The 13170-nt window shown below is 42.2% G+C and carries 11 protein-coding genes and 1 other annotated feature; of the genes, 9 read left to right on the forward strand and 2 right to left on the reverse strand.

The window, feature by feature from the left end; all coding sequences use genetic code 11:
* Nucleotide 1 precedes the first annotated feature (1 nt).
* Nucleotides 2-1648, reverse strand: a complete 1647-nt coding sequence (locus ACWNM1_RS15645; RefSeq protein WP_449601670.1) for a glycosyl hydrolase family 28-related protein — start codon at nucleotides 1646-1648, stop codon at nucleotides 2-4.
* Between the two features lie 194 nt (nucleotides 1649-1842).
* Here ACWNM1_RS15645 and ACWNM1_RS15650 point away from each other — a divergent pair, with 194 nt between their 5' ends.
* From ACWNM1_RS15650 to ACWNM1_RS15675, 6 genes are all read left to right on the forward strand, one after another.
* Entirely contained in the window at nucleotides 1843-2787 is a 945-nt protein-coding gene (locus tag ACWNM1_RS15650; RefSeq protein ID WP_449601672.1) for an NAD-dependent epimerase/dehydratase family protein, read from the forward strand.
* 27 nt (nucleotides 2788-2814) lie between these two features.
* The gene (locus ACWNM1_RS15655; protein WP_449601673.1) at nucleotides 2815-3933 is read left to right on the forward strand and encodes an acyltransferase family protein; all 1119 of its coding nucleotides are present in this window, start codon (nucleotides 2815-2817) and stop codon (nucleotides 3931-3933) included.
* Nucleotides 3934-4287: 354 nt separating this feature from the next.
* On the forward strand, nucleotides 4288-5343 hold the full coding sequence (locus ACWNM1_RS15660; RefSeq protein ID WP_449601674.1) for an LLM class flavin-dependent oxidoreductase: 1056 nt from the start codon (nucleotides 4288-4290) through the stop codon (nucleotides 5341-5343).
* 81 nt (nucleotides 5344-5424) lie between these two features.
* Nucleotides 5425-6105 carry a Crp/Fnr family transcriptional regulator gene (locus tag ACWNM1_RS15665; protein WP_449601676.1) on the forward strand — a complete coding sequence of 227 codons (681 nt, stop codon included), beginning with the start codon at nucleotides 5425-5427 and terminating at the stop codon, nucleotides 6103-6105.
* A 112-nt stretch (nucleotides 6106-6217) separates the two neighbouring features.
* A complete protein-coding gene (locus tag ACWNM1_RS15670; protein WP_449601678.1) occupies nucleotides 6218-7030 on the forward strand; it encodes a DNA alkylation repair protein in 813 nt (270 codons plus the stop codon).
* 251 nt (nucleotides 7031-7281) lie between these two features.
* On the forward strand, nucleotides 7282-8832 hold the full coding sequence (locus ACWNM1_RS15675; protein ID WP_449601679.1) for an acetamidase/formamidase family protein: 1551 nt from the start codon (nucleotides 7282-7284) through the stop codon (nucleotides 8830-8832).
* A 78-nt stretch (nucleotides 8833-8910) separates the two neighbouring features.
* Here the strand turns inward: ACWNM1_RS15675 and ACWNM1_RS15680 are convergent, their stop codons facing one another.
* Nucleotides 8911-9357, reverse strand: a complete 447-nt coding sequence (locus ACWNM1_RS15680; protein ID WP_449601680.1) for an Lrp/AsnC family transcriptional regulator — start codon at nucleotides 9355-9357, stop codon at nucleotides 8911-8913.
* A 151-nt stretch (nucleotides 9358-9508) separates the two neighbouring features.
* Nucleotides 9509-9739 (forward strand) — a binding site (T-box leader).
* A 139-nt stretch (nucleotides 9740-9878) separates the two neighbouring features.
* Between ACWNM1_RS15680 and tyrS the strand changes: the two genes are divergently transcribed.
* The 3 genes from tyrS (at nucleotide 9879) to ACWNM1_RS15695 (ending at nucleotide 13112) form a co-directional block, all read left to right on the forward strand.
* Nucleotides 9879-11138 (forward strand): tyrosine--tRNA ligase, encoded by a 1260-nt coding sequence (gene tyrS / locus ACWNM1_RS15685; protein WP_449601681.1) that lies wholly within the window; start codon nucleotides 9879-9881, stop codon nucleotides 11136-11138.
* A gap of 230 nt (nucleotides 11139-11368) precedes the next feature.
* Complete coding sequence (locus tag ACWNM1_RS15690; protein ID WP_449601700.1) at nucleotides 11369-11656, forward strand: hypothetical protein; 288 nt, start codon at nucleotides 11369-11371, stop codon at nucleotides 11654-11656.
* 211 nt (nucleotides 11657-11867) lie between these two features.
* Nucleotides 11868-13112, forward strand: coding sequence for an anaerobic sulfatase maturase (locus tag ACWNM1_RS15695; protein ID WP_449601682.1), 1245 nt, complete (start codon nucleotides 11868-11870; stop codon nucleotides 13110-13112).
* Nucleotides 13113-13170: the final 58 nt, after the last annotated feature.

Raw genomic sequence — 13170 nt, forward strand, 5'->3', positions numbered from 1 at the left:
ATTACTTAGCAATCCATCCGTTAGCACCGGTTCCGCTTTCCTTCACATAAAAAGTGGCTTTCGCTACACCATCTGTTCGCATAGCCAGACTGCCAATCGGAGCGGTAATCGTTCCCTCAGGCGATCCTTCCACGATAAATACTGCAGGAAGTAATGTTCCACCAACGAGTCGGACTGCCCGTTTGAAGTTGCCATAGGTAGAGAACCATTCAGTTAAAGCATACGGATTATACAAGGTACCAAGAGAAGTACCCTGCATGGCAACCAATGTTTCGAATTCTAGAATGCGTTTTACCTTTACAGAACGGGTATCAAACACTGCTACATTGTTCAGGTGCAGGAAGGGCTTAGCTGCACCATATGAAGAGGCTAGCACGACTTGATTGGTCCCGCTGTTACGGACAATCATATTGTCGACAGTAACCATCGCGTCAGACTCTGTTGTGAATAATTGTAAGGTACTGCCCGTTAAGTCCTGTGCATCTATCGTCCCCACATAAAGATCTCCTCCGTCGATTCGGACTCCGCTTGCTAAGGTGGAACCCGAGCCGTACATCCCTAACGAGCCGATATGCAATCTTGGTTTTCCTCCAGCAGCATTAAACGCAGCGTAGATCGCAGGGCCGCCGATTCCATCGAACTTTGCGCTTCCGATATCAATAAATTGTGAATAGATCGTTTGTATACCGTAATTAGCTTTATGATCCGTCGAGCGAATAGACAAATGGCTGATTTTTAGCGTCAATCCATAGGACAGCAATGCTGGACTTACTGATCCACTTACACGCATATCTAGTGAACCGATGTCGAGAGTCCAGAGTTTCGTTATCTCATCTGAAAGTCCAGTTGTCATATCATTGCCGAAACCAATTGTTGTCAAAGAGTCGAATCGCTGATAAAAGCTACGCGTTCCCTTGAAGATGTCGGGTTCTACATCGAGTGAATTGGCGCCATTAAACCCAGGTGCACCACCGCGACTGTTATTTAATACCGCTCTGTTGACATGAAGCTGGTCTACGAAATGGACTACAAAGTTTTTTCGACCAGCCGTTTCACAGTACGCATATCCGATATGCACATTAACGGATGGGATATCTTCTGTCCCTCCAATAAAAATATTATCACCATAGCAATCATGAGAGTACACCGATTCGATCGTTATATTTTGCGAAGAAGAAATGAACAAGCCATGAAGTTGATCGTTGACAGCTGTTTTAACAGTCGAAGCACTTCCGTCTATTTCGAGGCTGCCGGATATCGTGATGTTTGAGGCATTTAACATAACAAGAACTCGAGTATCTGATGGTGGGTTAGGGGCAAGCACCAATTTTGAGCCGGCTTCAAAGCTTAGGTTAGTTCCGGTTGGAATACGAAGACACCACCAATCTAGAACTGAAGGGTTACGCATGTGGCCGGAAGAGACTTTATATACACCAGGCGGAAAAATAACAACCTTGCGTTTAGCATTTCCAGCATTAATTGCATTTTGAATTGCGACGGTGTCATCTTTGGTACCATTCCCTGTAGCTCCATAGGATCGAACATTCACGTAACCGTTAGTTTCAGGATCTAATTTAATAGAAGTGACTGCTCCGTCCGCAATAACGGACGTTGTTACAGAATTATCTGGAATAGGTGCGGTTGCCATATACTTCACTCCTTTATTTTTTGATTTGAAATATAAGGCTAAGTTTCACGTTATAAATCATCCTTATATTTCTACGAGTAACGGTTGTCGTCCATAAAGGATGACAACATCGTTTCTTCTTAAGTATTTTATGTGAACTTTTCTACAGATGCATGGTACAAAGAGCACTTTACAGGGCGAAAGGAGTTTTTTATTTGAAGGTATTAGTAACTGGGGGGCTTGGTTTTATTGGGTCACATGTTGTTGACCGGCTTATAAGAGAGGGGATCGAAACTGTAATTGTAGATAATTTATCGGGTGCTTCCGGCTCATTCTATAGAAATCCTTCCGCACTTTTATATCCATACGATATTCGGGACGAGACTCTGGGTGAAGTCTTTATCCGTGAGAAACCGGATGTGGTCATTCATCTGGCTGCACAGATTGACGTAAGAGAATCTCAGCGCAATCCATTGTTTGATGCGAATGTGAATATTGTTGGCACACTTAACGTCCTGCGGATGTGTGAGGAGCATCAGGTTGAAAAGATCGTGTACGCCTCGTCGGCCGCTGTATACGGTAATCCTGAATATTTGAGCATTGACGAGAAACATCCCTTAAATCCAGAATCTTGTTACGGGGTATCAAAAAGTGTTCCTGAGTCTTATATTCGGATGTTTGCCAGCATGCATGGGCTGAAGTACACGATTCTTCGTCTTGCGAATGTATATGGACCTCGACAAAGCTCGCATGGTGAAGCTGGTGTCGTTTCGATTTTTCTGGATCGCATAAAGCAAGGCAAGGAGCTTGTGATTTATGGGGATGGAGAACAGACCAGGGATTTTGTCTATGTTGAGGATGTTGCACAGGCGTTTGTAAATGCGGCTTGTACAGATGAGAATGCGGATAATCAGATCATAAATATTAGCTGTGGGGTGGCGACCTCCATTAATACGATTGTAGAAATGATAGGCGGTATTACAGGCCGGGAATCCCAGACAACCTATGAACAGGCTCGACCGGGAGATATTCTTCACAGCTATTTAAACAATAGCAAAGCAAACGAGTTGATGTCCTGGTTTCCTCACCATGATCTTCACCAGGGACTCAAGAAGACGATTGCAGCCCGATTGACTGTAGGCAGTGCTGTGGACCATTAATCGCAAATATCGAAAGGGGTCATCCCCATGGAACGAAAATTAAATTCGGAAATGTTTGTTCTACGTAGTATAGCCTGCTTAAGTATAGCGCTGTTACATGCTTTATATCGAGTCTATGACGATGGAAACACGCCTTGGGTAGAGTCAGTGGGTCTGCTGCTTACATTTGGCACACCGGTATTCGTATTTATCTCGCAATTCGTATTGTCTTTTGCATACCCGGACGGAATTCCCGCGAAATTTTGGGAGAAACGGATCAAGTATATTTTGCTTCCTTACTTTTTTTTCGGAGCTTTGTACGCAGGGTTAAAAGGATTGGATATGGCGAGCAGTGAGGGGATTCCGCTTCTTCAGGCTTTTTGGTACTTCCTCTGGCGTCATTGGTTACTTGGCGATTTTCATGGCTACTTTATCCTAATTATCTTTCAGTTTTATGCCTTGTTCCTCTTATTTCAAAAGCATGCCAAAAAATTCACTCCACGATCTATACTGATTGCGTCATTCGTTATTAATGTGGCTTACTTAGGTTTTTTTAATTTCACCATACCCGTAGATACGGTAGCTGCTCAATATATTTGGGATAAATTGTATTGGGTTTTCTCTCCGGGGTGGATTTTCTACTTTACTATGGCTTATTACTTGGGGCGAAATGAGGCTTGGTTCCGGGAAAAATTAAAACAGTTCCGTTTAGCTGTCTACGTGCTTCCAGTTGTAACAGGCGCGTTTGTGCTATTCGTGAATGGGCAAGGCTGGATTACGGCACATAGTTCCAAGAGGATTGATATGTTACTTTTCGCCATGAGCATGATTCTACTACTCTTCACAGTGGCTTCTTCATTGAAAAAAGTGCCGCGTGTGCTGGAGTGGAGCAGTAGATACTCCTTCGGCATATATTTGCTTCACCCGTTGTTGTTGGCTTTATTCGTCAAACTTCCTTCTTCGTTGGTGTTGCAAAACCTTGGACTATTCAGTGTGCTTCTCCAATTTGTCGGATGTGTGGTAGGATCGGCGATCATCATGAACATAGCGAATCGTATTCCAGGCGGAGCCTTTGTGTTTGGTCGAGTGGGGATTGGAATCAATCAGAGGAAACCCCCGAAACCGCTGGATAAGCCCATAAGCTCGAGTATAGGGAACATGAACTAGTTAAAAATAGACCACTAAACTTCCGTTTTTCAGGTGATTAGTGGTCTTTTAATATTGTCTTGGCTCTTACATCGCACTAGTTTCGGACCGTTTAGTTCTTATTTCCATAAAAACACACATTTTGGTAGTGGGTTTGAGCAAAAAGCAGCATCTGAGTCCGATAATCTCGCAAAATGGACAAAACCATTAAAATAAGGGCTCCTCAGACCGATCAATAATCGAGGGGATCTGAAATAGTTGGAATTATCGGTGAATCCTATTATAATGGGTTTCTTGATTAAATGTAATTATGAATATTCAAACATTTACATCCAGAGAATAATGCATCGTGCAGAACTTTAGGAGGAAACGAGAGTGGAACTTGGAATAAGTACCTTTGTCGAGACAACGCCCGATGTCCAAACGGGTGAGACAATAAGTCATGCAGAACGACTACGTGAAGTAGTGGAGGAAATTGTACTTGCTGAAGAGGTGGGACTAGATGTATACGGAGTGGGCGAGCATCATCGTAATGATTATGCGGCTTCATCACCTGCGGTTGTGTTAGCGGCAGCTGGATCGTTGACTTCGAAGATTCGGTTGACCAGTGCCGTGATGATCCTGTCTTCAGCAGATCCCGTACGTGTATTTCAAGATTTTGCAACGCTAGATGGCATTTCGAATGGACGTGCAGAGATTATGATCGGCCGCGGTTCGTTTACAGAGTCTTTTCCTTTATTCGGCTATGATCTGAAAGATTATGAAGAACTCTTTAATGAGAAACTGGAATTGTTATTAGCCATCCAAAAGTCAGAAAAAGTAACCTGGAGTGGCAAACATCGAGCAGCCATAAACAATCTGGGGATTTACCCGCGTCCGGTTCAAGATCCGTTACCGATTTGGATTGGGAGTGCAGGTAGTCCAGAGTCTGCGATCCGCACTGGAACATTAGGTTTACCTTTTGTATTAGCTATTATTGGAAATGTTCAGCCGCTTGATTATGCGAAGCATGTACAGCTCTACAAAAAAGCAGCGGCTGAAGCCGGATATGATCTTTCAAGCCTGCCTATTGCCTCACACTCACACGGGTTTATTGCTGAGACTAATGAGTTAGCATTGGAGAAATTTTTCCCTTCAACGCATGCTCGGACCAATGTGCGGGCGAAGGAAAAAGGGACACCGCCATACCATCGTTCCGATTATGATGCGGCATGCAGCTTTGATGGCGCTCTGTACGTAGGTGATCCAGAAACCGTTGCGAACAAAATCATTCATCTTCGCAAGCATGTGGGAATTACGCGATTCTTTTTACATATGCCCCACGGTACAATGCCTCATGAGGATGTTATGCAGGCGATTAGACTGCTGGGAACGGAAGTAGCTCCTCGTGTTCGTGAAGAAGTAGCGCGCTGGGAAGCAAGTAATCGTTAACGAATAAGCTGCGTCCTTAGGACGTGGTTTTTTTTGTGCGGTATACTAAAATTACGAATAACGTTATCTAAGGGAGGGGCAATGGAGACTATTCATTATTTATCTCAATTCAATTTGCTTCAATCGTTAGCGCTGGAAGATCTAATGGAAATGGAAGAGTTAACTCGAATAACAGTAGTCCCGAAAAATACATATATCCAGACACCGACAACCTTCTCTGAAGGATTATTTTTTGTGAAAAAAGGAAAGGTGCGTTTATACCGATTGAATGCGGATGGGAAGCAATTTACTTCGGATATTCTGAGTGAGGGTAATGTTTTTGGTGAAATGAACGTGATTTCGTTTGGAACCAAAGATCATTACATTGAAGCCATGGAAGAGTGTCATATCTGTACAATTGATCCTGTAAGATTTGAAGAATTCGTAGCTACTCGACCTAGATTTTTGATGTCATTAATGCAAGTATTGAGCGATCGTATAAAAAGTATGAGTCAGTTAACTCAAAACCTAGCCATCGGAAATCTGCATGATAAAATATTGTGCGTTCTTTTAAAGCTATCGGATCAACTAGGCGTTAAAAGTGAGAATAATTATTATAAAATCAATGTTCCACTATCACATCAAGAAATCGCCAATTTGATTGGTGCGAGCAGAGAAGCGGTTACTGTGGCATTGCAAGAATTGGTAAAAGCTGAGGTGCTTCAGACTGGGTTCAGAACTATACGTATCCACCATGATAAGATTTTGGAAAGAAATTTATAAAGATTATGAGTTGTAAATGAGATTACATCTTTATGGTTAGAAATATCCGTATCCTAGATATAAGAAGAAGGTTATCCAAGCCTTTAAAATCATAGGTGAAGGGAAGATTTATATGGAGCATAGGAAGGGAGCTAGAAAAGTTAGCGATATTCCTGCTGATGTTGTAGGACTGTTGCATAAAGGACAATTACAGACTGTAAATTTAACGGAATGGCTTGCTGTGGACCATATGGTTTTGTTGGAAAATGTGCTGGACGAGCTAGGTTTTGGACAGGAATCCGAACCAATTTTACAAAGGCTTGGCGATTCATCGGAAAAGAAAATCATGAAGCTCATACCGGCTATCGCACGGGAGTGGCAACAGGTATTGGAGTGCAAATCAGAGTTGGAACAAGTCCAAGTATTCTCAGCTTTAGCGCAGCATCGTTCCGATAGTGTCCGCTGTTGGGCTGCCTATATGATCGGTCTAAATCAATCTTTAAGTCTATCGCAAAAGCTAATGGATATCCGTCCATTTGCAGCGGATGATCATTTTGGGGTACGTGAGATTTCATGGATGGCTTTAAGGGAATCGGTCATTGCAGAATTGGATGATTCCATTAAGTTCTTAGAGAGCTGGGTTCATGATCAAGATACGAACATAAGGAGATATGCAATCGAATTGACGCGGCCACATGGGGTATGGGCGAAGCATATTACTGCGCTAAAAGAAAACCCAGCAATAGCACTTCCATTATTAGAACCACTTAAGTCAGATCCGTCAAAATACGTTCAGGATTCTGTAAGTAATTGGTTGAACGATGCGAGTAAAAGTAATCCAGACTGGGTGGAACAGCTTAGTGAGAGGTGGTTAATTTCTTCGGATTCCAAGGAAACGAAACGGATTGTAACTCGGGCTACAAGGAGTATTACTGCTCTACGTTGAAAATGAAGTGCTGCTTAGAATGGAAGATAAACGTCAAACACTATGGCTAATTAGCTAATAAGTGTTGGCGTTTTTTTATTGTACCGAAGAAGGAGGGTTGGATAATTAAAGATATATAATAGTTCTGATTTATTATTTAAACCTAGAAGCGTATAAATATTTATATTGTTAATCTGGAATTCTTCTGTTATACTCAAAAACACAAAATGTTATGAAATATAACATTGAATTGAGTTGAGGAGGATTTTACTATGAAAAGACAAACATTTCTGAAGGTCAGTGTCATTTTATCGGTGGTTTTGTTAGCTGGATCGTCAGTTGGTGTTATTTTTGCTGACATCTCGGAAAGTGCGTATAAACCGAAAACGCATGTTCTAAAGGCGAATTCGGAGACTGTTCGCTGGGGGAATATTGGTAAAGGTGATCCAGCTTTAACGGTACAATCGGGAGATATTGTAACAGTCGAGGCCATTACTCATCATTCCGGTGATGATTACGATCGGATGATTAAAGGGGATGCGGGTGTTGAGGATATTTTTCACTGGATAGAAGGGGAGAAGAACGAAGCGCTTCGTGGACCAGGCGTACATATTATGACGGGACCTATCGCAGTAGAAGGCGCTGAGCCAGGGGATGTTCTGGAAGTGAAGATTCTGGACATGAAGCTTAGACCTAATGGAAATGACAAATACGCAGGTAAAACCTATGGTGTGAATGCCGCGGCGAACTGGGGTTATCTATACGGAGATATGGTTGAGGAGCCGAAAAAACGTGAAGTGGTCACCATCTATGAGATGGATACTGAAGGTGGGGCGGATTATGCAACAGCTGTTTATAACTACAAATGGACAGTGCAAACCGATCCGGATGGTCAAGTGCACCCGACAATCGACTACCCAGGTGTAATTGTAGACCATAATACAATTGATAAGAACTTCGATGTATTGAAAGGTATAAAGATTCCAGTACGTCTCCACTTCGGCACGATGGGTGTGGCGCCTAAAGAAGCGGATATTGTAGATTCAGTACCTCCTTCATACAATGGTGGCAACGTTGATGATTGGAGGATTACTGAAGGTGCAACGATGTATTATCCTGTATCCGTACCGGGTGCGCTACTGTCGATTGGTGACCCGCATGCCGGCCAAGGGGATTCCGAGATTAACGGAACTGCGATCGAGACATCAGTTACTGGTGATATACAAGTCATTCTTCATAAAAAAGCAACGCTTAACCAAAAACTGAGTGGATTAAGTTTCCCATTACTTGAAAATGAATACGAATGGGTTGTGCATGGCTTCAGCTACGCCAATTATTTGGAGGAGCTGGGGGCTAGTGCTCAGACGGATATCTTCAAAAACTCGTCCATCGACAAAGCAATGAAGGATGCCGCTCATAAAACAAAAGATTTTTTAATGGCTGGAATGGAATTGAGCGAGGATGAAGCGTACTCACTGATGTCTGTGTCCACGGATTTCGGAATTACACAGGTGGTGGATGGAAACTGGGGTGTGCATGCTTTGATCGATAAAGGCCAATTCGGTGATTTGGAGCGCAAGGCAGTGGGATTACGTAGCAGCTTTGAAAGCTTTGGTGCGAAGGTGAGCTGGAAGCCGACTACTCAGACAGTAACTATAAGCTACAATAATAATGTACTAGAGATGAAAGTCGGGGCGACGACAGGAATGTACAATGGAGAGATCGTTAAGCTCGTTGCTCCAATAGAAGTTGTGAAAGAGAAGGTTCAGGTCAGCGAATATTTCACGAAATTTTATAAAGCTAAGTTATCTAAAACAGAATAGGTCGAATTAGCAATCATTTCATAAACAAAATAAGATCCAAACCAGAGAAGAACCGTCTTTATAAAGTCGGTTCTTTTTTTATATATTTAGACCATCCTGATTTTTGTGGCGTTTTAATAAGATTTGGTTTTCTACACGGACTAGACCATCCAGGCAGTAGATGGATTCACGCATAAACCGTTCCATCTCTTCAAGGTTCTCAACTAGAATGTGAATGTGAAGAATGCAAGGCCCTGTCATTTCATAAAGTACGGCTACGCGTTCGTTTTCTTTTAGGACTCTGACAATATGATTTAAATGGGCAGGCTCCACTTCAAGCTCTAGATACGCCGAAATTTTCTTTCCTAATTTTTCTGCGTTGATGACGATTGAGAATTGCTCAATAATTCCTTGATTGACGAGCCGATCAATACGATCCTTAACCGCGACACTTGATAAATTAACTTCTTTAGCTAGATCGGTGTAGGAAATTCTGCTGTTTTGAGTTAGTCGTTCTAAAATATGATTATCGATTGGATCAAGCATACGGAGTTGTTCACCTCTTTTTTCGTAATTGTAACAGAAAAAAATAGGCAATGCCTAGTAGTGCGTCACAGCAGGAGTGTGTCTCAGTATTCTCAGCTTAAGATGTTGACATTGAAGAATTATTTCACTATACTGGCTGTAATCTTATATACGATATACGTTGAAGAAGCCCAGTAGTAGCTTAGTCCCTGTTCCAGAAAGCCGGGGGTTGATGAAACCCGGTACACACTAAGAGTACGAATTACACTTTGGAGTATCTCGGCTAACACCGAGCGGAATGGCGAACGATATCTCGTCACGAGTGGCATCAATGCTGTGTCTTAGCATTAGCGTTTCATTGGTGCAATCTGGGTGGTAACACGGTTATTCAATCGTCCCTATGTCTACAATAGACAAGGGGACGATTTTTTTGTTTTTAAATATAAGGATTTATAAGTTTCTCTTCATCAACTATCCTTATATTCGCTTGGCGGACTGATGATTCGTTATAGGATATCTACTAATTTAAGGGGTGTTAGGCAATGAATATTATCGATGAACTAGAATGGCGCGATGCCATCAATCAACAAACCGATGCCGAAGGGCTTAGAGAATTAACCAACCAGAAATCCGTTTCGGTGTACTGCGGTGTAGACCCGACGGGTGACAGTATGCATATTGGTCACTTGATTCCATTCATGGTGCTCAAAAGATTCCAGCTAGCAGGACATCGTCCGGTTATGCTAATTGGCGGTGCTACGGGTACGATCGGTGATCCAAGTGGACGACAATCCGAGCGATCATTGCAGACGCTGGAGCAAATCCAAGCTAACGTAGATGCGCTTACCGCACAAATGAAAAAACTGTTCGTAACTGATGGCGACAATCAAATTCGTATGGTGAACAACTACGATTGGACACATAAAATCAATGTTATCGAGTTTTTGCGTGACTATGGTAAGAACTTCAGCATCAATTCAATGCTTGCCAAGGATGTTGTAGCGAGCAGATTGGACAGCGGAATTTCCTTTACGGAATTCTCCTACCAAATCCTGCAATCCCTAGATTACCTGCATCTGTACCAGCATGAAGATGTTCAACTGCAAATTGGTGGCTCTGATCAGTGGGGCAACATTACAAGCGGTTTGGATCTGATCCGTAGAAAAGAAGGTCCTGAAGCAAAGGCATTCGGACTTACGATCCCGCTTATGCTGAAAGCCGATGGTACGAAATTCGGTAAATCAGCTGGAGGAGCAATTTGGCTGGATCCGAACAAAACGACTGCGTTTGAGTTCTACCAGTTCTGGGCAAACACCGATGACCGTGATGTTGTGAAATACTTGAAGTACTTTACATTCCTATCTAAAGAGCAAATTGATGCACTTGCGGAAAAAGTACAGACTGAACCGCATAAACGCGAAGCACAAAAAACACTTGCTGAAGAAATGACCAGATTCGTGCATGGTGAAGAATTGCTGGAGCAGGCTAAACGTATTACTGCTGCTCTGTTCAGTGGAGATATCAAATCCCTAACTGCTGATGAGATCGAGCAAGGCTTCAAGGAAATGCCGACCTACGAAACTACACTGGATTCTAAAAATATCGTAGAGTGGTTGGTTGATCTCGGTATCGAGCCGTCCAAGCGTCAAGCACGTGAGGATATCACCAAAGGAGCAATCTCCATGAATGGTGAGAAAGTTAGCGACGTAGCACTGGAAGTTACAGCTAGCGAAGCTATTGGCGGCCGGTTTATCATTATCCGTAAGGGTAAGAAAAACTACAGCTTGGTGAAATTGTCCTAGAGGAAATAATATTAAGAAGTCTTCCTTATAAGTATAAGGGAGGCTTTTTGTTATGGCCGATATTTTCATTCTGAGATTAGGATCTTTTTTTTTACGTATTAAAGTGAAAATCGAAAGGTAAAATAGTCAAAATTATGTTAAGCTTAGGATTCGTGTGATTTATGGATTAACATGATATTCTATAACTATAACAGAAAATTAGGAGTGGTAATTTGAGAAGACAAAAACCAATGACCATGGAAGAATTGATGAATGAGTTGCAAGGTCAGAAAACGTATCAAGAAGATCCCAATCATATCTCTTTCGAGAAGTTGTTTAATGAAGCGTTTATGAGTAAGTATTCCAATTGCAAGAGTTTCGATGAGTTTGTAATCAAAGGGAACTTTCAAGTAAAGACAGAAGAAGATGTTGCTGACATACCTGATGAACTTTTTGATCGTCATGTAGTTAGAGAGACTACATTTGCGGATTGGAAATCCATGTTGGAAACAGCGAATAAGGAATACGTTCGTAATTAAAGAAACAGTGTCTGGTAATGCTCTATTTATCTTCAAAGAAAATACACTCCCCATTGTCTCGACAGACAATGGGGAGTGTATTTTTTTATCTCTAGATATTCGACAAACTATGATGTTTTACTCATCGTTGATGTCCATACCTATGATTTAATTGAAGAAATAGGAAATAGGTTTCATAAAGGTAATATTTATATAGGAGGGGCAGAATCGTATGACAACTTGCATACAGACCTCGAGGTCTGAGACCCTTCATGTCATGTGGAAAACCGTCTCAGAGGATTGTAATCTAGCCTGTGATTATTGTTATTACAGTACAGCAGGGGGACAACCTCATCATCCGATCCAAGTGATGGATACGGATCTTCTGGAGCGGTTTATCGCTCAGTACATGAAAAGATCATCTGGTATAGCGACTTTCTCTTGGCAGGGAGGGGAACCGCTCTTAGCCGGACTTCCATATTTTGAACGCGTGATTTCACTCCAAGCTAAGTACGCACCGCCTCATACGATGATCAGTAATGCGCTGCAGACCAACGGAACGCTAATTCATGAGAAATGGGCGAAATTTTTTAAACGGTACAACTATTTGGTTGGGATTAGTTTGGACGGTCCTGAGCCCATTCATAATGCACATCGTATAACGGGTTCGGGGAAAGGTAGTTATGATCTAGTTATGCGTGGGATTCGCCATCTACAGAACGAGGGAGTGGACTATAGTATTCTGACGGTGATTCATGAAGATAATGTGATGAAACCAGACGCATTGATGGCATTCTACCAGGAACAACAATTTCCTTATATTCAGTTTATCCCTTGCATGGATTTTGTCTCACAGAAGAGTGATATGCCTGGCCGTTTTCGAATTACACCTGAACAATATGGAGCGTTTTTATGCCGTACATTTGATCTGTGGTACAACGAGGGATATCCGGAGATTCCCATTCGTATTTTTGAGAATATGCTTCTAGTATTCATGCATCGTGAGGCGGAGTTATGCGTCCACAACTCATGCTGCCCGAAGATGATGGTGCTTGAAACGAACGGGGATGCCTATCCTTGCGATTTCTTTATTGATGAAGAGCACAGGTTAGGAAATATCGGCCATACCGACCTTGAAGCATTGCTTAACAGCCCCATATATGATGACTTTTTGTTAATGAAACCCAATATGAATGAATCATGCTATAAGTGTGAGTATCTTAGCTTTTGCAATGGGGGGTGCCCGCGCAACCGGAATTGGCTTGATGTTCATGATCGTACTGAGGTTGATTATTTCTGCCGTAGCTATAAAATGTTCTACTCATATGCCTATGAACGGATGATACTGCTAGCAAACCGACTTAAATCGGAGCAGATGCTGGTGTTCAGGAAAAGTGCCAAACCACTTCCAGGTAGAAATGATCCATGTCTTTGCGGAAGCGGGAAAAAATTTAAGAGTTGCTGTCAACCACTATAGCTCAAATTAAAAAAGGCTGTCCCAACAATCATGCAAATGTTTTGGGACAACCTTTTTA

Source organism: Paenibacillus sp. Marseille-Q9583 (genome assembly GCF_976954365.1).